We start from the raw sequence: 24,530 nt of genomic DNA on the forward strand, positions 1-24,530 counted from the left end.
GGCGAATGGGCCTTGTTCCTCCCTCGGGTGTGGTAGGTGCGTGCGCAAGGACCGGGTGGTGACCAGGTCAGCGGGTGCCGACGCCGATCAGCGAGGCCGCGTCCAGGTGGTCGATGCCCGCCGCGGCCAGCCGGTGGGTGAAGTCCGCGCGGACCCCCTCCACCTGCCGCTCGGTCAGGCCGGCCAACCGGGCCCGCATGCCGGTGCCGAGCACGAAGCTCCAGGCGAGCGCCGCGTCGATCGGGATGCTCAGCTCCACCCGCCGCACCTCGACCCCGGTCAGGCCCAGTCCGGCCAGCCAGCCGGTGAGCTTGTCCTCGGTGTTGATGCGCTGGGCGGCCAGGTTGACCGGTGAGTTGATCGGCAGCTCGGGCTTGTACACCCGGACCGCGTCGACCAGCTCGGAGCCGAAGCCCTCGGTGGCCGCGTCCGCCCAGGTGGTGATCACGACCTTGCCGCCGGGCCGGACCAGCGTGGCCAGCCGCCCGACCGCGGTGTCCATCTCGGGCAGGAAGAACACGCCGTAGGCGCATTGCAGCAGGTCGTAGGGCTCACCGTCGGGGGCTTCCCACACGGTCACGTCGGCCTCGAAGAACTCGGCCTGGCGGAGCCCGCGCCGGGCGGCGATCTTGGTGGCGTAGCCGAGCAGTTCGGCCGACAGGTCCAGCCCGTGCACCAGGCCCTGCTCGCCGACCAGTTCGGCGGCGGGCAGCGCGGAGGCGCCAGCCCCGCAGCACACGTCCAGCACCCGGTCGCCGGGTTCGAGCCCGCCCGCCTCCGCTGTCGCCGAGCCCATCGGGCCCCACAGCAGCGGCGACCAGTCCACGAACTCCGCCCGGCCCGCGTCGAACACCGCACCCACATCGGTCATGAACCGATCTTGCCAAAAAAAGTCCGGCCATCGTGTCGAAGTCCGCCATCGCCGATCGACGCCCGGGTAGAACGAGGTCGCCACGATCTCGGCAACCACGACGAAGGAGACGGCAATGCGTTTCATGGTTCTGGTCAAGGCCAGCGAGGACACCGAGGCCGGCGTGATGCCCGCCGAGGCGGACCTGGCCGCGATGGGCCGCTACAACGAGGAACTGGTCAAGGCGGGCGTGCTGCTCGCGGGCGAGGGCCTGCACCCGAGTTCGAACGGCGTCCGGGTCGCCTTCGACGGCGAGCAGCGCACCGTGATCGACGGCCCGTTCGCCGAGACCAAGGAGCTGCTCGCCGGGTTCTGGCTGCTGGAGGTCGGCTCCCGGGAAGAGATCATCGAATGGGTCAAGCGGGCCCCGATGGAGAGCGGCCAGCTGGAGATCCGCCAGGTGTTCACCGAGGAGGACTTCGGCGACGCCTTCACCCCCGAACTGCGGGAGCAGGAGGCGCGGCTGCGCGCGCAGGTGGAGGAGCAGCAGGGCAGCTGATCCCGCCGCTCTGGTTGCCTCGTCATGGCGGGCCTGCTCTGATGACCCGCCATGACGGCAACCCAGGCCCATCGGGCCGTCGAGGCGGTGTGGCGGATCGAGTCCGCGCGAGTGGTGGCCGGGCTCGCGCGGCTGGTCCGGGATGTCGGACTGGCCGAGGAACTCGCCCAGGACGCGCTGGTCGCCGCGCTGGAGCAGTGGCCTGCCGAGGGCGTGCCGCGTAACCCGGGCGCCTGGCTGATGGCCGCCGGGCGCAACCGGGCGATCGACCTGATCCGCCGCAACGAGAACTACCGGCGCAAGCTCGCCGAGGTCGGCCGCGCGCTGGAGACCGGGCAGGAGCCCGACCTCGCCGCCGCGCTGGCGGAGGACATCCAGGACGACCTGCTGCGCCTGCTCTTCACCGCCTGCCACCCGGTGCTGTCCACCGAAGGCCGGGTCGCGCTGACCCTGCGCCTGCTCGGCGGCCTGAGCACCAAGGAGATCGCGCGGGCGTTCCTGGTGGCCGAGCCGACCGTGGCGCAGCGGATCTCGCGGGCGAAGAAGACCCTCAGCACGGCGAAGGTGCCCTTCGAGACACCGCGGGGCGCCGAGCGCGCGGCCCGGCTGTCCTCGGTGCTGGAGGTCATCTACCTGGTGTTCAACGAGGGCTATTCGGCGACCGCGGGCGAGGACTGGCTGCGCCCTGAGCTGTGTGCGGAGGCGCTGCGGCTGGGCCGGGTGCTGGCCGGGCTGGCGCCCGCCGAGGCCGAGGTGCACGGACTGGTGGCGCTGATGGAGATCCAGGCCTCCCGCAACCGGGCCAGGGTCGGTCCGGACGGGTCGCCGGTGCTGCTGCTGGAGCAGGACCGGGCCCGCTGGGACCGGCTGCTGATCGGCCGCGGCCTGGCGGCGCTGGAACGCGCGGAACAGCTCGGCCATCCGCGCGGCCCCTACACCGTGCAGGCCGCGATCGCCGCGTGTCACGCGCGAGCGCGCACCGCCGAGGAGACCGACTGGATCCGCATCGCCGCGCAGTACCAGGCGCTGGCCCTGCTCACCCCGTCGCCGGTGGTGGAGCTGAACCGCGCGGTGGCGCTGGGCATGGCCTTCGGACCGGCGACCGGCCTGGAGCTGGTGGACCAGCTCAGCGAGGTGCCCGCACTGCGGAACTACCACCGGCTGCCGAGCGTAAAAGCCGATCTCCTGGCCAAGCTGGGCCGCCACGACGAAGCGCGGACGGAGTTCCTGCGCGCGGCGGAGCTGACGGAGAACACCAGGGAACGAGCCCTGCTACTCGACCGGGCGAATGCCCTGCCCTCGATTTGACATCCTTCATGAACATCAGGCTATATTACTGCCATGGCAATTACAAGTGGCTCGTTGAATCCGAACCCGGCGCGTCCCGTCCTGCGGTTCGAGCGCCGGCTGCGGCATGCGCCGGAGAAGGTCTGGGCGACGGTGACCGATCCGGCTCACCTGAAGCACTGGTTCCCGGTCGAGGTCCACGCGGAGCAGCGCATCGGCGCGCCCATAACGTTCATCTACCCGGGCGCTGAGGCGCCACCGGGCAGTGGCGAGATCCTGGAGTTCGACCCACCCCGAGTGTTCGCCTTCACCTGGAAAGACGCAAACTCGCAGGACACGGCGGTTTTGCGGTTCGAGCTGGTGCCCGCGGACGAGGGCTGCCTGCTGGTGTTCACCCATGCCCTCGGCGGTCCGGGAGACCTGCTCGCCACCGCCCGCCACGCGGCGGGCTGGGACGGCCAGCTGGACGTCATGGAGGGGGTTTTAGCAGGCCACGCGGTCGAGTCCACCAGGAAGGACTGGTTCCACCGAGCCGAGCACTACGTCGAGGAGTTTGGGATCGCCACTGGCGAGTGCGCGGCAATGGCTGACGGCTTCGAGATCCGGGTCCAGCGCGACCTGATTCACTCGAAAGAGAAGGTGTGGGCGCAACTAACCGAGGACGACCCAGCCGTCCTGGGCGCCACTCCCCCGTTGCGTGCCACCCACGGCTACCAGCCCGCCGGCCTGGTCACCGAGCTGGCCGCCCCGGACACCCTGGCCTACACCTGGCTGCACGAGGACGCGCCGGCCGGCGTGGTCCGCTGGCAGCTGACGCCCCAGGCCTTCGGCTCCCTGCTCACCGTCACCCAGACCATCCCGGCCGGGTTGGCCGACCTGCGCGCGGTCACCCTGGCCGCCTGGCAAACCCACCTGGAACTGTTCTTCGCCGCCCTGTTCGGCGACATCCGCTGCCCCTGGCCCACCGAGCGCACCGAGGAGCTACGCCGGCGCTACGCCACAACCCTGGAGTCCTGACCCAGCCAAATCCCCGACCCTGACGCCGCCAGCCCGCCCCAGCCGGGCGTCGCCCTGACCCACCACCCGGCGCTCAGCCACCCGGCACCCGGTACCAGTGCCCGGAAAGCCGCGCTCCGGATCGCCCGGCTGGCGGCCGGCGGTTCCCCATCCCCGACCCACCGCACCGCCGGGTCACCGCACCTCCGACTCCGGCACCACCCGTCCACCGCACGCGTCCACGAACACCTGCTCCGGCCCGCCCCCGGCCGGGACCAGGCCCAGCGCCCACAGCGGCGTCCACCGCGCACCGACCCGGCGGGCCACCAGTTCGCCCCTGGCGACCTGCCGTCCGGGCCGGGCGGCGGTGGCGGCCGCTTCGGCGCGGGGCTGGTCGACCGTCACCGGGCACAGGTCCGGGGTCGGTGTCCGGGCGGTGCTGAACTGCACCAGTCCGCCGTTCCGATCAAGAAGGAGGTCTGCCCGCAGCGGCAACAACACCCCGTCCTTGCGCTGGCGCCAGCTGGCCGAGAAGTCGCCGCCGGCGACCGGTGCGACCCGGAGTTCCGCGCCGAGGACCCACGGGAAGTAGCTCTGCGCCCGCCGGATCGCGATGTCCTTGGCCGCGGTCGCGTCCACCGGCGCCGTGGCCGGGGTCAGTGGCGGGGTGAACTCGGCCGCGGTGACCTCGCCGGAGGGCCAGTCCAGGTGCACGATGCCGCGGTTGGCGGCGCCGGTGGTCAGGGCGGCGATCAGCAGGGTCTGGCCGTCGGCGCGGCGGATCTCGCGGAGCTGGTGGCCGCCGTCCGGGCCGAGGAACTTCCGCGCGGTCTCGCGCAGCAGGTCCGCCTGCTCCCGGCTGGCATTGGCCTGTTCCGGCAGGGGTTCGTCCACGGCGGGGCGCACCAGCACCACGACGAGGGTGGCCACCGCGACCAGCCCGGCCCCGGCCACCACCCACGGGGTCCGCCGGAACCGCACCCCGGTGTCTCGCCGGAAACCGGTGGCGACCCCGCCCAGCACCGCACCGACCAGCACCCCGAGGAGGTTGGCCAGCAGCAGATCCGAGTCACAGGCCCGGCCCAGCGCGGGTACCAGCGCATGGGTCAGTCCCAGCGCGGCCACCCCGATCGCACCCAGCGCCAGGGTGACCCAGAACCGCCGGAACACCAGCACCGTGGCCAGCCCGATCGGCACGAACAACGCCAGGCCGAGCACGCCCGCGGTGGACAGCGACGCGTCCACCGACGGCACCGCGACCCGGCACGTGCCGAAGGAGCCCGTCCCCGCCCGCACCGGCGTCAGCGTGGTCGCCACCACCAGCGCGCCCGAGACCCCGAGCAGCAACACCGCCCACCACCGCGCCCGCCCGGCCCGGCCCAGCAACCAGCCCAGCACCGCGAACACCACGGCCAGGCCGCCGAACACCGGCAGGGCATAGGGCTGAGCCCACAAGAAGGCGCCGATCACACCCGGCATCCTGCCCTACCTTCGCTCCGCGCAAGCCCGTCCTTCAGGGCGAGGATGGTCGATCCTTGTGTGTCCGGCTCGCGTGGCGGGCCGTCATACCGGACGGCGCTGGTTCTCCACGTACTGCCGGATGATCGACAGCGGCGCGCCGCCACCGGAGGCGGCGAAGTAGGAGGGGGACAGAGGTGGTCGCGGTGGGTGCGGGCCCTGTATCGCTGCCGCAGGCGAGGCGAGGACGGACCCTGGAGGCTGTTCACCAGCCGGGACACCGCGGCTTGGGGCGGGTACTCGACCAGGAGATGTACGTGGTCGTCTTCCCCGTTGCACTCGACCAAGACTGCCCCGAGATCGGCACACACCTTGTCAAAGACCTCGCGCAGGACGTCATGGTGTTCTCCAGTGAGCACGCCACGCCGATACCTGGTCACGAAGACCACTACGTCATACTGATCTTTGTGCAGGCCAGGTATCGCTACCGCATCGAGCCCAACCAGGCTCAGCAAGCGATGCTGGCACGCACGTTCGGGTCTGCCCGGGTGGTGTTCAACGACGCCATCAGGTGCCGTGACGAGGCATACCGGGCCGGGGAGAAGATCACGCCGACCGAGGTGCAGCGGCGGGTGATCACCGAAGCCAAGACCAGCGAGCAGCGTGGCTGGTTGTCCGAGGTCGCCTCGGTGGCACTGGTCCAGTCCGTTCGGGACGCGCATCGGGCGTTTGTGAACTTCTTCGACTCGGTGCAGGGGCGTCGCCGGGGTCGGAAGGTCGGTCGACCGAGGTTCAAGTCCCGCAAGGACAGTCGGCAGTCCTTTCGCCTCACCCGCAACGGTTTCAGTCTTGGCTGCGACGGTCGGCTGTATCTGGCCAAGATCGGGGAGGTGCGGGTGCGGTGGTCCCGCGATCTACCCTCGCAACCGTCGTCGGTCACGATCATCCGCGAGCCGGACGGGCACTGCTACGCCTCCTTCGTGGTCGAGGTCGAGCCCACGCCGCTGCCGCCGGTCGAGCAAGAGGCGGGACTCGACCTCGGTATCGCGCGGCTGGCGACCATCGCCGACACGACCGGTCGCCGCACGGATGTGGCCAACCCGAAGCACCTGGCTCGCAAACAACGCAAGCTGGCCCGCTTGGAGCGGGAGAAGGCCCGCCGCGCCCGGGGTGGCAGGAATCGGGCCAAGACGCGGCGGAAAGTCGCTATACAGCACGGCAAGGTCTCTCGTGCGCGGCGGGACTATCACCACAAGCAGGCCCTCACACTGGTCCGCGAGAACCAAGCGGTCTATGTGGAGGATCTGAACATCGTGGGGATGGTCCGTAACCGGCGGCTGGCGCGAGCGATCCACGACGCTGGATGGGCACAATTCGTCCGGCTGATCCAGGAGACGGCCCAACGCCACGGCCGCACAGTGCACACCGTGGATCGGTGGTATCCCTCCAGCAAGAAATGTTCGGCGTGCGGGCACGTCATGGACGTGATGCCGTTGCAGGTCCGCACGTGGAGTTGTCCGGTGTGTGGCGTGGTCCACGACCGGGACCACAACGCCGCGATCAACATCTTGGCCGCCGGGCGGGCGGACAAGCACAACGCCTGTGGAGCCGGTGTCAGCCCTCCCTGTGGGGAGGCAGTCGGTGCGGAAGCAGGAAGCATCCCGGACGTGGCGTAGCCGCGCGGGAATCCCCGGCCGTCAGACCAGGGAGCACGTCAAACCCGTCGGCGAGCCCGTCAGCACGCCGCGCGGCGACCGGCGCCGCGCGGGGCTCTGCGGGGTGGGCGGGCCGGGTGGCTCGACGGGGTGAGGTGTGCGGCTGCGGGCCGCGTCGCCGGAAAATCAGTGGCCGGGTGGCCGAGAATCACCGGTGTGCGCACGTTCTCCACCCCGCAGGATCGGGCCATCGCCCATGTCGCCGCGTTGTCCCGGGGCGGGCCGATGGGTGGTGAGCTGCGGGTCAGCCTGAACTTCCATCCCGACCGGACGGTCGGTGGACAGCCGATTCTGGCGTTGCTGGGCGCGGCTGGGTGTTACCGGTCGCAGTTCGAGACCGGGAGCAGCAACGGCGGGCTGACCGCGTATGCCGGTGGGGATCGGTGGCGGTGGGAGAGCCGGATTTTCGGGGCTGCCTATGACTCGGCGGCGGCGGTGGAGCGACCCAAGTACGGGGCGTTGAACTTCCGGCGGCGGGTGGTGGGGGCGGCGCCGCGGTTTGGGTCGGCGCACTTCCGGTTGAGCGCGGAATCGTTGCGGCGCACCACGTTCTGCTATCCGGACAGTGTGTTCGAGCCGGAGCGGTTCGGCACCGCGGAGCGGATGTCGTTGATCGAGCTGGCGCTCGCCGACGAGCGGGATGTGCTGGACGACTACGTCGAGGCGCAGGTGCACGGGCCGGTGTCGCTGGCGCGGGATGTGGAGGCGCTGGTGCTGGATGCCTGTTTCCGGGACACCGAGGTCGCGGAGCTGGCGGCGGGGTTGCCGTGTCCGGTGGAGTGGCATCCGGGGTTTCGGTTGCCGGTGCGGCGGCTGCGGGAGAACGCGGGGTATCGGACGCCGGAGGCGGTGGCGCTGGGGGTTGGGCTGGCCGAGGGTGGGTTCGTGGACGCGCGGATGGTGGGGCGGGCGGTGCTGGGCGGGGAGCATGATCCACAGGTGCTGAAGCATCTGTGGCATCACGTTGCCCGGTTCGGCGCGCCGGACTGACGGCACGCCGAACCGGTGGGCGCGGGGCAGCGGGCAGCGGGCAGCGGGCGAGCACTACCAGCGACCGCCTAGTGGGCGCAGCAGGCGGGAGTCTTGCGGGGCAGGCGCCGGCGCAGGGTTTTGGCTACGTGGCAGGCGTCCCAGCCCGCGCCGCCCAGGGCTGCCGAGTACAGGGCTCGTTGGCCCAGCAGGCCCACATAGGCGAGGCCGGGGTGGGTGGTGGACAGGCCGTTGCGGTGGTGCGGGTTGCCGGACCGGTCCAGGGCGCCCAGGGGGCGGAGGTGTTCGAGGCTGGGGCGGAAGCCGGTGGCCAGGATGATGGTGTCCACCTCCTCCTTGGTGCCGTTGGGCCAGTGCAGATGGGTGGCGCTCGCCTGGGTGAACAGGGGGCGGTGGGTGGGTTTTCCCTTGCGCAGTGCGGTTCGGTAGCCGCCGATGTTGTCGATCACCTGTTGGCCGACCAGCAGGCCGCTGCGGGCCAGAGCCGCGCCCAGGGGCAGGTGGCCCAGGTGTTTCATGAAGGTCCAGAAGACCTCCATGCCTTGCAGGTCGGCGATTTTCACCGGTTTCCGGCTGACCAGGGTGACCTTGTCGGCGGTCTCGGCGAGTTCGACCGCGATCTGCACGCCGGAGTTGCCCGCGCCGACCACGACCACCCGCCTACCAGCGAACTCCGCGGGATTGCGGTACTCGCTGGAGTGCAGCACCTGGCCGGCGAACTCGGCCAGGCCCAGCTCGGGGCGGTACGGCGTGCTGAAGTTGCCGGTGGCCGAGACGACCACGGGGGCGTGCCAGGTCTCGCCGGTCTGGGTGGTGACCACAAAACCCTCGCGGTCGCAGAGCACCGAGGTGGCGCGGCGGCCGGTGTGGATCTCGCAGTCCAGGTGCTGGGCGTAGCGGCGGAGGTAGTCGATCACCTGGTCGCGGGTCGGGTAATGGTCCGGTTCGCCGGGGAAAGGCAGGCCGGGCAAGGCGTTCAGGTGCGCTGGGCTGAACAGGACCAGGCTGTCGTAGTACATCGGCCAGGAGCCGCCCGGTTCCGGGCCCGCCTCCAGCAGCACCGGCTGGAATCCGTGGGTGCGCAGGGCGCAGGCCGCGGCCAGACCGGACTGGCCGCCGCCGATGACGATCGCCCGGTCGGTGGTCGGCGTCCGCTGATCCGTGATCATCATGCTGTCAACCGTACGCCCTACGGTTCGCGGGCGGCAACCGGATTATCCGGTGGCTTTCAGGATTCCCTAAGCGCTGTTCCTAGCGTTGTCCCGGCGTGCAGGACAGCGCGGACGACATCACGGCCTTGGGGAGAGCGGACATGCGTGGGACACGACAGCTTGGGACAGGACACCACCTGCGGCGCGGGCTTGGCGCGGTGCTGGGGGCGGCGCTGCTGCTGAGTGCGTTCGGCGGTGCGGCGCAGGCCGGGGCGCAGGACCGGTGGAAGACCGATGTGCCGCCGGGCACCGAGTTACCCGATGAGCCACCGCCGGGTGGATTTGGCAGCTGGCGGGAACTCATCGAGGTCCAGGAGCGGCTCAGCGCGGGCGCCCAGCGATTCAGCGACGCGGTGGAAGGGGCCACCGATTCCGGCGGATACGCCGGCATCGCGATCTCGCCGGAGCACCGCACGCTCCAGGTCTACTGGCAGGGCCCGGTCCCGCCGCGGCCGGACTCCGTGCTCGCGGAGCTGCGGCGGGACTACCGGGTCGAGGTGGCCGACGTCCGGCATTCCCGGGCCGAGCTGTTCGCCAACCGGGACCGCATCGCCACCGAACGCGGCGTGACCGGCGTGGTGCCCGCGGTGGACGGCAGCGGGGTGACGGTCCGGTTCAGCGGCACCGAGGAAGAGGCCCGGAAACTGCCCACCGTGCTGGCGGCGACGGTGCCGGTGACCATCGAGGCCGGGTCGCGGGTGGACGCGCTGGCCTGCACCGGCAGGCAGGACGACTGCTCGCCGTACTGGGGCGGTTCGGTGTACCGCACCGGTGGCGGGTGCAGCACCGGGTTCCCGGTCCGGCACCACACCGCGGCCGGGGTGAGCGCGAAGATGCTCAGCGCCGGGCACTGCGGCGCCAACGGCAACGCGGTCCGGGACGGGGCGAATGAGGGCTGGGGCGTCGTCGAGCACGACCGGAACTCCTGGGACACCCTGCTGATCCGGCCGGTCGCGCCGCAGTCGGTGCAGCTCAAGCGGATCTACGTCGGACCGTGGAACGCGGGCATCCCGAGCAACCGGGTGGTGGCCGCGGCGACCAAGAGCTTCGTCGGGCAGTTCGTGTGCACCTCGGGCGCGTTCAGCGGGCAGCACTGCAACGTCAAGGTCACCGCGGTGAACGTGCCGCTGCCCTCGCTCGGCTTCCTCGACACGGTGGAGGCCAAACAGATCCACAAGACCTGCGCGGCCCGGCCGGGCGACAGCGGCGGACCGGTGTACCTGCCGCTGGCCAACGGGCAGGTCAACGCCAAGGGCACGATCAGCGCCGGGTACCTCGGCGGGGCGGTCTGCCCCGGCCAGGCGGTCGGGGCTGGCGCGTGGCACATCTTCTACGTCGACATCACCGACACCTTCGCCCGCTACAACGCCGACCCGGCGTTCCCGGGCACGCTGACCCTGTAGAGACCACCTGAATGCACTGGGGACGGGATCGCCGTGGCCGGGCACGGCGATCCCGTTGTGCCCGCTCAGGCCGGGAACGGGCGGGGTTCGACCTCGATCTCGGCCATCCGGGCCACATAACTCCGGTACCGCCGCCGCGCCTCGCCGTGACTGCCCGCCGCGACCAGGGCCCGCACCAGGGCCAGGTGCGCGGTTTCGGCGTGCCGGTCGTACTGCAGCATCCGCAGGCAGCAGCGGGCGGCCTGGGTGTGCTCGCCGTCGGCGAAGGCCGCTTCGGCGACCAGGATGGCGACCTGGAGGTAGACCGTGCGGGCCTCGTCGCGCAGTTCGGCGGCGAAGTCGGCGTAGACGTCCTCGTCCAGGAAATCGCCGAGGTAGGCGGCTTCGGCGGTGGTCAGCAGCGGCAGCGCCTCGGCGCGGCGCTGGCGGTGCGCGGTGAGTCCGGCGGCGGCGTCGGCGAGGAAGGCCAGCACGTCCACGGTGACCCGGCTGGTGTCCAGGCGGACCGCGTCGCCCTCGACCAGCAGGCAGCGGCCTGCGCCGAGGCGGCGGTGCGGGTCGAGCACGGTGCGTGCGGTGGACAGGGCCACCGCGAACCGGTTGCCGAGCCGTCCGGGCGGCTCGCCTGGCCAGAGCGCGGCGAGCACCGCGTCCTTGGTGATGGGCTGGCCGCGCCGGGTGACCAGGAGTTTGACCAGGTCGCGGGATTTGCGGGACTGCCAGGCTGCCGAGGGCACCGGGGTGCCGTCGAGCAGCACCCGGAAGCCGCCGAGGGTCTGGATGTGCACGGCGCCGCGGGCCGGGCGCAGGCACTGCTCGGCGATGGCGACCGCGGTGGCGGCCAGGCCGCCGGCGCCGAGGTCGCGGGCGGCGCGTTCGGCGCGCTGGGCGAGCTGGCCGCCGTGCGCGCCGCCGAGCAGGGTGGCGCGGGCGAGCTGGGCGCGCACGCCGCCGATGGGGTCGGCGGCCTCGGCCCAGACGGCGGCGGCCTGGTCGATCAGGGAGCGGGCCTGGGCCTGGTCGGGGGTGGCTTGGGCGTGCAGGACCAGGGCTTCGGCCAGGCCGTTGCGGTCGCGCTGGGCGCGGGCGAGGGTTTCGGCGCGGTGGGCGGCGGTGCGGGCGGTGGCGAGGTGGGCGGCAGCGGCGGCGGGAGGGGCGGTGGTGCGGGCGCTGGGCGGAGCGTCGGTGGGGTGCGGGCTGGTGGGATTCTTGGCGCGGGACAGGGCGAGTTGGCCTTCGGTGACCGCCACCGCGACCGCGCTCAGCCGGGACCCGGCGGCATTGGCCTGGGCGAGCAGCGTTTCGGCCTGGTCGGGGTCTTCGTCGAGGAGCAGGCGGGCCAGGCCGACCTGGGCCCGGACCAGCTGGTTCACCGTGCCTCTGGATCCGGACAGGGTGATGGCCTCGGTGTAGGCGGCTCGGGCCAGGGCCCGGTCGCCGCGCAGGTGGTAGACCTCGCCAAGGTGGCCCAGTGGGGCCGCGGTGAGCACGTGGCCGGTGCGGGCGAAGATGGCTTGGGCGGCCACGAAATCCGCCACCGCCTCGTCCAGGTGGCCCAGCCCGCGGTGGGCCAGGCCGCGGTTGTTCAGGCCCAGGGCCCGGTAGGTGGTGAAGCCGGTGACTTCGGCCAGGTGCAGGGCGGGGGCGGCTTCGGCGAGGGCTTCCCGGTAGCGGCCGTCCTCGACGAAGTGCGAGGTCCGGTTGACCCTGATCCGGATGGTGCCGAGCACATCGCCGGCGGCTTCGGCGTGGGCCAGGGCGGCGAGGTAGTGCTCGGCGTTGGCCTCGCGGTCGCCCGCGGCGGCGGCGACCATGGCCAGAGCGGTGTGGGCCAGGCCGAGGGCGGCCTGGTCACCGCTGGACCGGGCGAGGGTCAGGGCCTGGTGGGCGGCTTGGGCACACGCCGGGTGGTCGCCGCGGGCCCAGTGCGCGGAGGCCTGGCAACTGAGCAGCGCGGACTCGCTGACCGGGTCGGCGCCGGTGGGGCGGTGGCGTTCGCAGACGGCCAGGGCCTGCGCGGGAGCCCCGCTGAAGTAGTGCATCCAGGCCATCCGGCTGGCCAGTTCGGGTTCGGGCAGGCCGTCGGGGCCGGCGGCGCGGCGCAGGCAGTCCAGGGCCTGCGGCCAGTCGCCGGTGACCTGGTGGGCGTCGCCGGCCAGCCGCCAGGTGAGCGGGGTGCGGGCGTGTTCGGGGACTGATTCCACCGCGGTGAGCACGGTGCCGGCGCCGTCGTGCGCGAGCAGGGTGGCGGCGTGTTCGGCGAGCAGGGCCTGGCTGCGCTGGTGTTCCCCGGCGGCTGCTAGGGCGGCCAGGGCGGCTGCGGGTTCGCCCGCTTCCAGGTACCAGTCGGCGGCGCGGCGCTGGGCGGCGCGGGCCAGTACCGGGTCGACCGGGAGTCTGGCCTGGGCGAAGGTCCTGGCCAGTGGGGTCAGGCCGGACCAGCCGGGGCTGGGCCGGCGGGGTTCGGCGAACAGGCCGCGGCGCAGCAGCCCGGACAGGGTGGCCTCGGCTTCGTCCACGCCCAGGGCGGTGAGCAGGCCGGGGGTGAAGCGGTCGAACAGGGCGGCCATCCGGAGCAGGGCGCGCACCGGCGGTGGTTCGCGGTCGACGATCTCCTCGGCCAGGTAGTCGAACAGCGGGTGTTCCCGGGCGGCGGCGGGTTCGGGCAGGTCGGGGGTGGCGCAGGCCAGCCGGACCGCGACCGGCCAGCCGCAGGTCAGTTCCTGGATCCGGTCGGCCTGACCGGGTGCGCCGCCGCCGAGCAGATCGGCCACCTCGGTGCTGGTGAAGGCCAGTTCGGCCCAGGTCACCTCGACCAGTTCGCCGGCGCCGCGCAGGCGGTGCACCGGGAACGGCGGCGGGGTGCGAGACGCCAGGACCAGGTGCAGGCCGGGTGGGGCCTGGCCGCACAGGGTGTGCAGCAGCTGGATCGCGGCGGTGCCGCCGTCGAGCAGGTGCACGTCGTCGACCAGCAGCAACAGGCCGCGGGGCCGGGTCTGGACGGCGTCGGCGACCGCCGCGCACAGCAGCGCGCCGAGCACATCGGCCCAGGGTTCGGCGTCCTCGGACCCGTCCACGCACAGCGGCGGCAGGTCGACGTCGAGGGCGGGCAGCACCGCGCGCAACGCCGCCACCAGGCCCGCGGCGAAACTCAGCGGGGCGCGGTCGGCGGGGCGGCAGGTGTGCCAGGCGTCCTCGGCCGGGTTCGCCCAGGCCGTCAGCAGGGTGGTCTTGCCGTACCCAGCCGGTGCGGTGACCGTGGTGAGCCGGGCCTGGAGCGCGTCCCCGCGCACCAGGTCCAGCCGCGGCCTGCGCAGCCGCGCCACGGTCGGCACCGGCTACAACGAGGCGATGAGCCGCTCCACCCGCTCGTCCACCGCGCGGAACGGGTCCTTGCACAACACGGTGCGCTGCGCCTGGTCGTTGAGCTTGAGGTGCACCCAGTCCACGGTGAAGTCCCGGCCGGCGGCCTGCGCGGCGGCGATGAAGTCACCGCGCAGCTTGGCCCTGGTGGACTGCGGCGGGGTGTCCTTGGCCGCCTCGATCTCGCCGTCGTCGGTGACCCGGTGCACCAGGTCCTTGCGCTGCAACAGGTCGAAGATGCCCCGGCCGCGGCGGATGTCGTGGTAGGCGAGGTCGAGCTGGGCGATCCGCGGGCTGGACAGCTCCAGGTTGTGCTTGGCCTGGTAGCGCTCCAGCAGCCGGTGCTTGATCGCCCAGTCGATCTCCCGGTCGATCTGGCCGAAGTCCTGGGCGTCCACCGCGTCCAGGGTGCGGCCCCACAGCTCGATCACCTTGTTCGCGGTCGGATCGGGCTGGCGCTGGGCCACGTGCTCCACCGCGCGCTGGTAGTACTCCCGCTGGATGTCCAGCGCGGATGCCTCGCGTCCGCCCGCCAGCCGCACCTGCCGCCGGCCGGTGAGGTCGTGGCTGATCTCGCGGATGGCCCTTATCGGGTTGTCCAGGGTGAAGTCGCGGAACTGCACGCCCGCCTCGATCATCTCCAGCACCAGGTTCGCGCTGCCCACCTTGAGCAGCGTGGTCACCTCGGACATGTTCGAGTCGCCGACGATCACGTGCAGCCTGCGGTAACGCTCGGCGTCGGCGTGCGGCTCGTCCCTGGTGTTGATGATCGGCCGGGACCGGGTGGTGGCGCTGGAGACGCCCTCCCAGATGTGCTCGGCGCGCTGGGACAGGCAGTACACCGCGCCGCGCGGGGTCTGCAGGACCTTGCCCGCGCCGCAGATCAGCTGCCGGGTGACCAGGAACGGGAGCAGCACATCGGCGATGCGGGAGAACTCCCCCGCCCGCGCGACCAGGTAGTTCTCGTGGCAACCGTAGGAGTTGCCCGCCGAGTCGGTGTTGTTCTTGAACAGGAAGATGTCGCCGCCGATGCCCTCATCGGCCAGCCTGCGCTCGGCGTCGACGAGCAGGTCCTCCAGGATCCGCTCGCCCGCCTTGTCGTGGGTCACCAGCTGGGTGAGGTCGTCGCACTCCGCGGTGGCGTACTCCGGGTGCGAGCCGACGTCCAGGTAGAGCCGGGAACCGTTGCGCAGGAACACGTTGGATGACCGGCCCCAGGACACCACGCGACGGAACAAGTACCGCGCCACCTCGTCAGGGGACAGGCGTCGCTGTCCGTGGAAGGTGCAGGTCACCCCGAATTCGGTCTCGATGCCGAAGATCCGCCGCTGCATGTGTCCACAGTAGGCGCTAGCGGCGCGTCTGACCGGACTCCATCCGGGCGCCAGTTAGCGTGTTGTTGTGTTCGAGTGGTTTCGCAGGGTGTTCGAAGGCGTCGACGAGACGGATCGTGACCTCGTTCGGCGTAGCGCCGACCTGCCCAGGAGTGCTGTTGACCCCACCTTGAAGGTGATCACCACGACCGCGAATCACAGCCTGCTGTGGTTTGGTGTGGCGGCGCTGCTGGCGAGTAAGAAGGGCCGGACCCGGCGGGCCGCGTTCCGTGGCGTGGTCGCCATCGCGGGCGCCAGCGCGACCGCGAACCTGATCGCCAAACCGCTGTTCCCGCGCCGCCGCCCGGCCGCGGAGCTGGTGCCGGCGCACCGGCGCATCCCCGATCCGCCGACCTCCTCCTCCTTCCCGTCCGGGCACGCCGCCTCGGCCGCCGCCTTCGCCACCGCGGTCACCATGGAGGCCCCGGTCGCCGCGGCCGTGGTCATCCCACTGGCCGCCACGGTCGCCTACTCCCGGGTGCACACCGGCGTGCACTGGCCCAGCGATGTGGCCGCGGGCGTGGTGCTGGGCGCGAGCATCGGCCTGGCCACCCGGCACTGGTGGCCGCTGCGCCGGGAGGCCCCGGCCGACACCCGGCACCCGGCCGAGGCCGCCGCGCTGCCCGAGGGCGAGGGCCTGCTGGTGGTGGTCAACCCGCATTCCGGCGACGACTCCTTCGACCAGAGCGAGGAGGTCGCCCGCAACTGGCCCAAGGCCGCGGTGATCGAACCGAGCAAGGACGAGGATCTGCTCGACCAGCTCCGCACCGCCCTGGATACGGCGGAGGAACCCATCCGGGCGCTGGGCGTGGCCGGTGGTGACGGCACGGTGGCCGCGGTCGCCTCGATCGCCGCCGAACGCCGCCTGCCCCTGGCCGTGCTGCCCGCGGGCACGCTCAACCACTTCGCCAGGGACGTCGGCGCGGAGGAGGCCGACAGCGTGGTTCGCGCGGTCGAGCGCGGCTCCGCGGTCGCGGTCGACCTCAGCTCGGTGCTGGTGGACGGAATGCCGCGGCGCTGGTTCGTCAACACCGCCAGCCTCGGCGGCTACCCCGACATGGTCCGGCTGCGGGAGAAGTGGCAGGGCCGCTGGGGCAAGTGGCCGGCCGCCGCGGCCGCGCTGGTCCGGGTGCTGCACGCCTCCCGCCCGCTCAAGGTCCGCATCGACGGCGAGACCCGCCAGGTCTGGCTGCTCTTCGTCGGCAACGGCTCCTACGAGCCCAAGGGCTTCGCCCCCACCAGCCGCCCGCGCCTGGACGACGGCCTCCTGGATGTGCGCTACGTGCGGGCTGATATGCGCTGGTCGCGGACCCGGTTCGTGCTGGCCGCGCTGACCGGGGCGCTGCACCGCAGCCGCACCTACTGCCAGCAGGACCGGGCCGAGGTGGACGTGGAGGTGCTCGGCAACAAGGTCGCCATCGCCACCGACGGCGAGGTCGGCCCGGACGGGCGCCGTTTCCGGTTCACCTCACACGTTGCGGCGCTGGGCGTGTACCGGGAGAGCGAAGGGGTCGCGCCCTGAGCCAAGGACTCGCCGACGTGAAAGTCTCGCCGGCGTGTTGGCCGTTGTCGTACCCAGTCTTGGCCGAACTGGTACCGCTTGGCCCAACTGGTACGTCCACTTGGGCCAAACTGGCGTACCAGTTTGGCCAACTCGCCGCCCACAACGGCCAACACTGTGGTGGGTGGGTTCAGTGGCTCAGCGCGGCGAGCAGGACCGGCAGGTAGGTCTGTTCCAGGTGCCCGGGGGCGAGGCGGTCCGGTTCGACCAGGCTTTGCGCCAGGCTGCCCTCGCGTAGCGCCACCACCAGGCGGGCCAGCTCGTCCAGGTCGACCGTGGCGGTCCGGCCGAGCCGGGCCAGGTGTCCGGCCAGGATCTCGGTGAGGGTGGCGCGCAGCCGGGCGTCGTGCTCGGCCAGTCTGCGCGCGGCCGCCGGATCGCGGATGGCGTGCAGGGTGAACTCGGTGGAGACCAGGTACCAGGTCACCTCGGCCTCGTCGACCGCCAGCAACGCCTCGAATCCCCCGGCCGCCAGGGATTCGCGCAGGCGGTCCAGCTGCTGATCGGCATGCCGGTCGAACAGCGCGAAGAACAACTCCTCCAGGCTGTCGAAGTTGGAGTAGAACGCGCCCCTGGTGTAGCCGGCCCGCTCGCAGACCTGGGCGATGGTGGCCCCGCGCAGTCCCTGTTCGGCGAAGACCCGCAACGCCGCGTCCAGCAGCCGGGTGATCGTCTCCGGCCTGCGCTTCGTTGACCCCTTCGGCATCCTCTGATAATACGTTGATGCATCCGATACATCCATGTATCCGTTTGGGGAGCCGTCATGGACGACGTCATGCGCGAGCTGTTCGGCCCGATGCCCGAGGGCGTCGCCCTGCCTGCCCCGCCGACCTTCGACACCGTCGAGGACGAGCGCCGCCACCGCAAAGAACAGCTGGCGGCCGGGTTCCGGCTGTTCGGCAAGTTCGGCTTCTCCGAGGGCGTCGCCGGGCACATCACCGTGCGCGACCCGGGCAGTCCGGACCGGTTCTGGGTCAACCCGTTCGGCATGAGCTTCCAGCAGATCAAGGCATCCGACCTGGTGCTGGTCGACCACACCGGCACGCTGGTGGAAGGCCGGCGGCCGGTCAACCGGGCTGCCTTCGTCATCCATTCCCAGGTGCACGCCGCCCGCCCGGACGCCGTGGCCGCCGCGCACTCGCACTCCCTGCACGGCAAGGCATTCGCCAGCCTCGGCATCCCCCTGGACCCGATCACCCAGGACGCCTGCGCCTTCTACCAGGACCACGCGATCTACCGGGACTACAACGGGATCGTCACCGCACTGGAAGAGGGCAAGAACATCGGCGCCGCGCTCGGCGACCACAAGGCGGTGATCCTGCAGAACCACGGACTGCTCACCGTCGGGCAGACGGTGGCCGAGGCGGTGTGGTGGTTCATCACCATGGAACGCTCCTGCCAGGCCCAGCTCCTCGCGATGGCCGCGGGCACACCCACCCTGATCGGCCGGGAGATCGCGCTGCAGACCCGCGACCAGCTCGGCTCGCCGCTGGCGGGCTGGTTCAACGCGCAGCCGCTGTTCGACCAGATCCAGGCCGAGCAGCCCGAGCTGTTCCAGTAACGCCTCGCTGGCGCAGTTGCGCCAGCTGCGCAGGTGCGCCAGGCAGAAGTGACCCGGGAACCGTTGCCCCACGGGAAGAATCAGCCTCGCCCGGGGGCCGTTCCCGGGTTCTTCCGCCACTTCCTGGGGGCACCGAACAATGTCCACGACGTCCAAGCTGACCCGGTTGGCGGTCACGCTGGTCACCGCCGCCGCGGTGGCCGGGCTGACCGCGCCCGCGGCCCTGGCCGACCCGCCCAAACACGCGGCCACCCAGGCCGCCATCGACACGCAGCGCAGTGCCAGGGCCGCCATCGGGGCTGGGGCCACCGTGCGCGACGGCGACACGATGTGGAGCGTGACCAGCGGGACCCGGATGCTGGGCCAGGCACTGCCGGTGGGGCCGGAGCACCGGGTGCGGGCGGGCAGCCTGACCAAGACCTTCACCGCGGCGATGATGTTGCAGCTGGCCGAGGAGGGCCTGGTCGACCTCAACGCGAGCGTGGAGACCTACCTGCCCGGCGTGGTGCAGGGCAACGGGTATGACGGGCGGAACATCACCGTCCGCCAGCTGCTCAACCACACCAGCGGCATCTTCGACTACGTCGACGTGGCGCTGCGCAACCCGCAGTTTCAGCTCCGCCAGTTCACCCTGGCCCAGGTCGCCGCGCTCGGACTGGCCAACCCGCCCTACTTCGCGCCCGGCCAGGGCTGGCGGTACTCCGGCACCAACTTCATCCTCGCTGGGATGATCATCGAGGCGGTGACCAAGCGCGGCTGGATCGAGGAGCTGACCACGCGGATCATCACCCCGCTCGGGCTGTCCACCACGATGGTGCCGGTGGGCACCAAGGCGCTGCCGCCCGGCCACGTCCGCGGCTACCTGGGCCGGGTGGTCTACCTCGACGTCACGCAGATGTTCGAGCCCAGCATCGGCGGGTCCAGCGGCGGCATCGTGACCAGCGGCCAGGACGCCACCAAGTTCCTGCAGGCCCTGCTCACCGGCAAGGTCCTCGCCCCGGCCCGGCTGGCCGAGATGCTCACCCCGTACACGGGGCCGGGCGCCCCGGAGATCGCCTACGGCCTGGGCATCAGCCGCTACCCGCTGCCCTGCGGCGGGGAAGCCTGGGGCCACAACGGACTCTGGCCCGGCTACGAGTCCAACGCGGTGGCCACCGCCGACGGCCGGGCCGCCTTCACCACGGTCAACGTGCTCGACCCCTTCGGCGGCGGCAGCGGCGGCAGTGCGCTGGCCAACGGCGGCGGCCCCGGCCTGCTGGCCAATGCCACCGTGACCGCGCTGTGCGACAAGAGCTGACCACCGCGTTCCGCGAAAGGACACCCCTGATGTCTCTGCTCACCCGTACCCGGCGCTGGGCCGTAGTGGCCACTGTCGCCGCCTCCGCCGCAGTGGCCGTGGCTCCCGGCGCGGTCGCCGCACCGCCCGCCTACGGCAAGGCGGCCGCGCAGGCCGCGGTCACCGCGCTGGTCTCCCAGCAGCGCGCGATGGGCTCCTCGGCCTTCCTCTTCGGCAGCGGCGCGGACTGGTCCGTGCACGCCGGCGCGGTCTCCGGGCAGGAGAACCGGCCGATCGGCGACCGGGACCACTTCCGGATCGGCAGCCTGACCAAGATGTACGTCTCCACCGTGGTGCTCCAGCTGGTCGGCGAGGGCAAACTCGCCCTGGACACCGGGTTCGGCGCCTACCTGCCCGGTCTGGCCACCGGCACCACCAACGACGACACGAAGATCACCGTGCGGCACCTGTTGCAGCACACCACCGGCATCGCCGAATACCTCAACGTGATGGTCGCGCTGCCCACCAACTGGTGGCGCACCTATGACGTGACCGCGCACGCCAAGTCCGGGCTCAGCCACGGCTCGCAGTTCGCGCCGGGCAGCAAGTACAGCTACTCCAACACCAACTACATCATCCTGGGCCTGATCATCGAGAAGCTCACCGGACGCCCGGTGGCCCAGGAGATCGCCGAACGGATCCTCATCCCGCACGGGCTGGCCGGCACCGGTCTGCAGAACGCGGGCCAGCAGCTGATGCCCGCGCCGTACGTGACCGGATACGTGGCGGTGCCGTTCGTGCCGGTGCGCATCGACTCCCGCTCGCAGGACCCGACCATGGCCTGGGCGGCCGGCGCGATGTACTCCACCGCCACCGACACGGCCAAGTTCCTGGACCTGCTGCTCGGCGGCAAACTGCTGCCGCCCGCGCTGCTGACCGAGATGAAGACGCCGCTGCCCGGCGGCTTCTACGGACTCGGGCTGTCCACCTACGAGCTGCCCTGCGGGGTGCGGGTGTACGGGCACAACGGGGCCATCCCTGGGTACCTGACCTTCGGGTTCCGCGCCGAGAACGGGCGCAAGGCGGTGGTGCTGACCAGCGTCACCCCGGCCGAGGAACCGCGGGTCAAACTGGCCTCGGACGCCGTGGCCGCGGTGGTGTGCAGCTGAACGATCCGCTGCGGCAGGCCCGTGGACCCCGGTCCGCGGGCCTGCCGCCCGCCCACCCCGGATTGACCGCCGGAGAGGCCGCCTCCTATGGTCGGGCGCGCAGGGCGAGCGCGCGGCGGGGGTGGATGGTGCTGGAGGCGCTGGACCCTGACACCGAGCACGGCCGGGTGTACCGGGCGCTGGTCTGCCTGCCCAGGGCCGGGGTGGCCGAACTGGCCGCGGAGACCGGGATCAAGCCCGACACGGTGCGACGCCTGTTGCACGAACTGGTCGAGCGCAACGTCGCGGTCGCCCTGGACGGCGGCGCCTGGGAGGCGCACTCCCCCGCCGAGATCACCGAATCGGCGCTGCGCCGGGACGCGGTGCGCCGGGCCGAGGCTCGCCAGTCCGGCAGCGAGCTGGAGCGGCTCTTCCGGTTCGTCCGGCGCGAGGAAGGGCACTACGGCGCCCTGGAGGTGCTCTCCGACACCGAGCGGATCCTGGCCACCATGCAGCGGATGCAGCGGGCGGCGAACCAGGAGATGCGGATCATCGACCGGCCGCCGTACTTCGCCCAGCCCTCCTACTACGCCAACCAGGAGACCCTCCAGTTCGACCGGATGGCGGCCGGGGTCGGCTACCGCACCATCTACTACGAGTCGGCGTACAACGACGGCACCGTCCCGGACATCCCGCGGATGATCGCCGCGGGCGAACAGGCCCGCACGCTCAAGGAACCACCGATGAAGCTGGTGATCGCCGACGACCAGCTGGCCGTGGTGACCTTGGAGGCCGAGGGCGGGCAGAGCGTGGTCGCGCTGCTGATCCGGCCATCGAGCCTGTTCACCGCGCTGTCCAACACCTTCGAGACGCTGTGGAAGCTCGCCGTGCCCATCTCCGCGGTCGGCGTGGACGCCCTGGACGACGAGCGGGACCGGGTCATCCTCACCCTGATGGCCAGCGGCGCCACCGACGAGGCCATCGCCCGGCGACTGGACCTGTCCCGGCGCACCGTGGTCCGCCGGGTGGCGATGCTGCTGGACCGCCTGGGCGCCACCACCCGGTTCCAGGCCGGGGTGCAGGCCGCCCGCCGCGGCTGGCTCTGAACACCCGCCGGGAAATGAACCCGGTTCGCCACGGCGGTAGCAGCACTCCATACATTTTCCGCTGGATAACGCACTGGTGTAGCCGAGTTCGGTAAGGGCCGTTCCGTTACCCGGCACGCCCTAGACTGCGGCCCGTGCACCGTGGACAGGTCATCGCGCAGCGCTATCAGCTCACCGATCAGATCGGGTCCGGCGGGATGGGGATCGTGTGGCGGGCCACCGACCTCGAACTGGGCCGGGTGGTCGCGCTCAAGCGGTCCCAGACCGGCGACAATGGGCAAATTCGCCGCGAGGCGCGAATTGGCGCCGGATTGCACCACCCGCACGTGGTGACCGTGTTCGACGTGGTGCTCGACGGCGAGCAGCGCTGGCTGGTCATGGAGTACCTGCCCTCCCGCAGCCTGGCCGCGATCGTGGCCGAGGACGGGCCGGTGGATCCCGTGACGGCGGCCCGCATCGGCGCGCAACTGGCCGGGGCTCTGGCCGTCATGCACCGGCACGGCATGGTGCACCGCGATGTCAAACCGGCCAACGTGCTGCTCACCGAGGACGGCACGGCCAAGCTCACCGACCTCGGCATCTCCCGGTGGTCCGAGGTCACCAGGACCAACAGCGAACAGGTCGGCGGCACCGTGGGCTACCTGGCCCCCGAGGTCGCCAACGGCGCGGAGGCCCTGGCGCCCTCGGACGTGTTCTCCCTCGGCGCCACGCTGTTCGCGGTGGTCGAGGGCATCGGCCCGTGGGGCGGCGACGAACTGGGGCCGTGGGCTCAGCTGCGACAGGCCGCCGCCGGGGACCTGCAACCGATCAGGCGCGCGGGGCCGCTGACCCCGGTGCTGACCGAACTACTCCAGACCGCGCCCGGCGAACGGCCCGCCGCCCAGCGCGCTCAGGAGCTGTGCGCGGCCGTGGTGGCCACCGCCGAGACCGGCGAGGCCGTGCTGGTGACGGCCGTCCCGTCGGCCGGCCGGAAACCCGCCTCGCGCCGGCGGCCGCTGCTGCTCGCGCTGCTCGCCCTGGTGGTCACCGCGGCCGTGGTGGTGGTTGCCACCCAATGGTCGGGTTTCTTCCCCGCGCCGGGCTCGCAGGCCACCACCGCGGCGGAGCGGTACGGGTGGGGAAACCCCAAGCAGCGCGCGGAGTTCAGCACCGGCCTGGACGACGGCTGGCAGGTCGCGGACGGCAGGCTGGGACGGGACGAGAAAGGGCGGCGGATGAAGGACCAGGTGACCGTGCGGGCGGACGCGCTCGTGCTCACCGGCCTGCCCAACGGCGACACCGGCTACCTCCGCGGCGGCCCCGGCCTGCTCAGGGGGCGGTGGGAGGCCCGGATCCGGCTGCCCAAGGGCTGCGCGTGCTATCGCGGCATTCTGACCCTGTGGCCCGCGGAGAATCCGGGCGTGGTCGGCGAAGAAATCGTCTTCATGGAAAACAAGAATGACGCGAATCGGCAGCACGTCCACTTTTTCCTCCAACCCCCTGGCGGAAAGGGACGCCTCGGCAGCGAACGCGATGTCGATCTCACCGAGTGGAACCACTTCGCGGTGGAGTGGTCGGAGTCCGGCGTCACCGGTTACCTCAACGGCGAACAGTGGTTCCACCACGACGACCAGGACAACATGCCGCGCAGGCCGATGGCGCCGACGATCAAACTGGACTTCGACCCCATCGCCACGCCCACGCCTGCCGAGGCGTCGATGGAGATCGACTGGATTCGCGAATACGGCCGGTAAGTCCGGGGCAGGATAGGCTTGCCTAAACCGCGCTCGAATTGCGGGCTCCTGATACCGGTGGCAGGGTCGAGTTCGCCGAACTGATTCCCACCACGGAACACAGGAGCGGATATGACCACGCTGGAGAACCCGGCCATGCCCGCGGTGCACTCGTGCACGGTGAGCGGCTGTTCCTACAACCATGACGGGTGCCACGCCTTCGCGATCACCGTGCGCGGCGACAACGGCGCCGCCGACTGCGGCACGTTCATCCCGTTGAGCACCAAGGGCGGCCTGGAGAAGGTCGTGGCCAAGGTGGGGGCGTGCTCCCGCGTCGACTGCATGCACAACACCTCGCTGGAGTGCTCCGCGCCGAGTGTCCGGATCGGGCCCGGCGTGGGTGAGCACGTGGCCAACTGCCTGACCTACCAGACGAGCTGAATAGGCCAACGCAAGTCTGGGCTCGTGCTGGCCGGTGCTCAGCCGGTCAGCACGAGCCGGAGCACGATCTCGTCCCCGTCGAGTTCGCCGGTGGGCTCGAAGCCCAGCCCCCGGTAGAACGGCCCCGGATTGCCCTCGCCCGGCTGGTGACTGGTCAGCAACTCGGTGCCGCCGTCCGCCCGCACCAGGTCGACGATCCGCGCGAGCACCGCCCGCCCGTAGCCGCGGCCCTGGTGTCCGGCGTCGATGAGCAGCCGCCACAGGAAGTACGGGCCGAGGATGCCGGGCCTGCCGGGCGGCACGTTCCAGCTCAGCATCACGAACCCGACCGGCTCATCGCCGGCGTAGACCGCCCGGTACCAGGGTTCCCCCTCAGGCGTGGCCGCGGCCTCCGCCAGCGAGGCGGCCACCGGGGCGACCAGGCGTTCCTGGGCGGGCAGCACGCGCAGGGCGCACACCGCGTCCCGGTTGTCCGCGGTGATCTCGACCAGGCGTACCCGGGCAGTCGTCATGGCGGCGC

20 protein-coding genes and 1 pseudogene are annotated in these 24,530 nt (G+C 71.7%); 13 read left to right on the top strand and 8 right to left on the bottom strand.

From position 1 onward, the window contains the following. Nucleotides 1-67: 67 nt before the first annotated feature. Nucleotides 68-871 carry a class I SAM-dependent methyltransferase gene (locus tag MZC64_RS34265; protein WP_247763718.1) on the bottom strand — a complete coding sequence of 268 codons (804 nt, stop codon included), beginning with the start codon at nt 869-871 and terminating at the stop codon, nt 68-70. A 115-nt stretch (nt 872-986) separates the two neighbouring features. Here MZC64_RS34265 and MZC64_RS34270 point away from each other — a divergent pair, with 115 nt between their 5' ends. Genes MZC64_RS34270 through MZC64_RS34280 form a run of 3 tightly spaced genes read left to right on the top strand, consistent with a single transcriptional unit; the run spans nt 987 to nt 3,713 of the window. Further along, nucleotides 987-1,409, top strand: coding sequence for a YciI family protein (locus MZC64_RS34270; protein WP_247763720.1), 423 nt, complete (start codon nt 987-989; stop codon nt 1,407-1,409). Nucleotides 1,410-1,460: 51 nt separating this feature from the next. After that, nucleotides 1,461-2,717 carry an RNA polymerase sigma factor gene (locus MZC64_RS34275; protein ID WP_247763722.1) on the top strand — a complete coding sequence of 419 codons (1,257 nt, stop codon included), beginning with the start codon at nt 1,461-1,463 and terminating at the stop codon, nt 2,715-2,717. Between the two features lie 33 nt (nt 2,718-2,750). Further along, on the top strand, nt 2,751-3,713 hold the full coding sequence (locus MZC64_RS34280) for an SRPBCC family protein (protein WP_247763724.1): 963 nt from the start codon (nt 2,751-2,753) through the stop codon (nt 3,711-3,713). A 174-nt stretch (nt 3,714-3,887) separates the two neighbouring features. Here MZC64_RS34280 and MZC64_RS34285 read toward each other — a convergent pair whose 3' ends face one another. Together MZC64_RS34285 and tnpA are read right to left on the bottom strand one after the other, a co-directional pair. Next, nucleotides 3,888-5,162, bottom strand: a complete 1,275-nt coding sequence (locus tag MZC64_RS34285) for a hypothetical protein (RefSeq protein WP_247763725.1) — start codon at nt 5,160-5,162, stop codon at nt 3,888-3,890. Between the two features lie 93 nt (nt 5,163-5,255). Further along, nucleotides 5,256-5,656, bottom strand: a pseudogene (tnpA, locus tag MZC64_RS34290) (IS200/IS605 family transposase). On the opposite strand from tnpA, the gene MZC64_RS34295 reads away from it, so the two are divergent. Then, nucleotides 5,549-6,826, top strand: coding sequence for a transposase (locus MZC64_RS34295; RefSeq protein WP_282106350.1), 1,278 nt, complete (start codon nt 5,549-5,551; stop codon nt 6,824-6,826). The pseudogene tnpA and the gene MZC64_RS34295 overlap by 108 nt on opposite strands. A 195-nt stretch (nt 6,827-7,021) precedes the next feature. Continuing rightward, the gene (locus MZC64_RS34300; RefSeq protein WP_374205817.1) at nt 7,022-7,855 is read left to right on the top strand and encodes a DUF3626 domain-containing protein; all 834 of its coding nucleotides are present in this window, start codon (nt 7,022-7,024) and stop codon (nt 7,853-7,855) included. 68 nt (nt 7,856-7,923) lie between these two features. On the opposite strand, the gene MZC64_RS34305 is transcribed toward MZC64_RS34300, so the two are convergent. Beyond that, complete coding sequence (locus MZC64_RS34305) at nt 7,924-9,027, bottom strand: NAD(P)/FAD-dependent oxidoreductase (RefSeq protein WP_247763729.1); 1,104 nt, start codon at nt 9,025-9,027, stop codon at nt 7,924-7,926. A 140-nt stretch (nt 9,028-9,167) separates the two neighbouring features. On the opposite strand from MZC64_RS34305, the gene MZC64_RS34310 reads away from it, so the two are divergent. Continuing rightward, nucleotides 9,168-10,469, top strand: a complete 1,302-nt coding sequence (locus MZC64_RS34310; RefSeq protein ID WP_247763730.1) for a S1 family peptidase — start codon at nt 9,168-9,170, stop codon at nt 10,467-10,469. A 65-nt stretch (nt 10,470-10,534) separates the two neighbouring features. Here the strand turns inward: MZC64_RS34310 and MZC64_RS48935 are convergent, their stop codons facing one another. Both MZC64_RS48935 and pafA read right to left on the bottom strand, forming a co-directional pair. Then, a complete protein-coding gene (locus MZC64_RS48935; protein WP_247763732.1) occupies nt 10,535-13,804 on the bottom strand; it encodes a tetratricopeptide repeat protein in 3,270 nt (1,089 codons plus the stop codon). Between the two features lie 3 nt (nt 13,805-13,807). Beyond that, on the bottom strand, nt 13,808-15,166 hold the full coding sequence (pafA, locus tag MZC64_RS34320; protein WP_247763733.1) for a Pup--protein ligase: 1,359 nt from the start codon (nt 15,164-15,166) through the stop codon (nt 13,808-13,810). Nucleotides 15,167-15,233: 67 nt separating this feature from the next. On the opposite strand from pafA, the gene MZC64_RS34325 reads away from it, so the two are divergent. Next, nucleotides 15,234-16,727 (top strand): bifunctional phosphatase PAP2/diacylglycerol kinase family protein, encoded by a 1,494-nt coding sequence (locus MZC64_RS34325; RefSeq protein ID WP_247763734.1) that lies wholly within the window; start codon nt 15,234-15,236, stop codon nt 16,725-16,727. A gap of 169 nt (nt 16,728-16,896) precedes the next feature. On the opposite strand, the gene MZC64_RS34330 is transcribed toward MZC64_RS34325, so the two are convergent. Continuing rightward, nucleotides 16,897-17,472: a TetR/AcrR family transcriptional regulator gene (locus tag MZC64_RS34330; RefSeq protein WP_247763735.1), complete on the bottom strand. Its 576-nt coding sequence runs from the start codon at nt 17,470-17,472 to the stop codon at nt 16,897-16,899. Between the two features lie 57 nt (nt 17,473-17,529). On the opposite strand from MZC64_RS34330, the gene MZC64_RS34335 reads away from it, so the two are divergent. The 6 genes from MZC64_RS34335 to MZC64_RS34360 all read left to right on the top strand — a co-directional run bounded on the left by MZC64_RS34335 (nt 17,530) and on the right by MZC64_RS34360 (nt 24,010). Next, nucleotides 17,530-18,327 carry a class II aldolase/adducin family protein gene (locus tag MZC64_RS34335; protein WP_247763736.1) on the top strand — a complete coding sequence of 266 codons (798 nt, stop codon included), beginning with the start codon at nt 17,530-17,532 and terminating at the stop codon, nt 18,325-18,327. A gap of 139 nt (nt 18,328-18,466) precedes the next feature. After that, nucleotides 18,467-19,624, top strand: coding sequence for a serine hydrolase (locus MZC64_RS34340; protein WP_247763738.1), 1,158 nt, complete (start codon nt 18,467-18,469; stop codon nt 19,622-19,624). Nucleotides 19,625-19,653: 29 nt separating this feature from the next. Continuing rightward, a complete protein-coding gene (locus tag MZC64_RS34345; protein WP_247763740.1) occupies nt 19,654-20,772 on the top strand; it encodes a serine hydrolase in 1,119 nt (372 codons plus the stop codon). Further along, nucleotides 20,763-21,857 (top strand): LuxR C-terminal-related transcriptional regulator, encoded by a 1,095-nt coding sequence (locus MZC64_RS34350; RefSeq protein WP_247763742.1) that lies wholly within the window; start codon nt 20,763-20,765, stop codon nt 21,855-21,857. Before MZC64_RS34345 ends, MZC64_RS34350 begins: the two co-directional genes overlap by 10 nt. A gap of 134 nt (nt 21,858-21,991) precedes the next feature. Beyond that, a complete protein-coding gene (locus MZC64_RS34355; protein WP_247763744.1) occupies nt 21,992-23,590 on the top strand; it encodes a protein kinase in 1,599 nt (532 codons plus the stop codon). A 111-nt stretch (nt 23,591-23,701) separates the two neighbouring features. Next, the gene (locus MZC64_RS34360; RefSeq protein ID WP_247763746.1) at nt 23,702-24,010 is read left to right on the top strand and encodes a DUF1540 domain-containing protein; all 309 of its coding nucleotides are present in this window, start codon (nt 23,702-23,704) and stop codon (nt 24,008-24,010) included. 38 nt (nt 24,011-24,048) lie between these two features. On the opposite strand, the gene MZC64_RS34365 is transcribed toward MZC64_RS34360, so the two are convergent. Next, nucleotides 24,049-24,522, bottom strand: a complete 474-nt coding sequence (locus MZC64_RS34365) for a GNAT family N-acetyltransferase (protein ID WP_282106351.1) — start codon at nt 24,520-24,522, stop codon at nt 24,049-24,051. Nucleotides 24,523-24,530 lie beyond the last annotated feature (8 nt).

Source organism: Crossiella sp. S99.2 (assembly GCF_023094165.1).
Classification (GTDB): Bacteria; Actinomycetota; Actinomycetes; order Mycobacteriales; family Pseudonocardiaceae; genus Crossiella.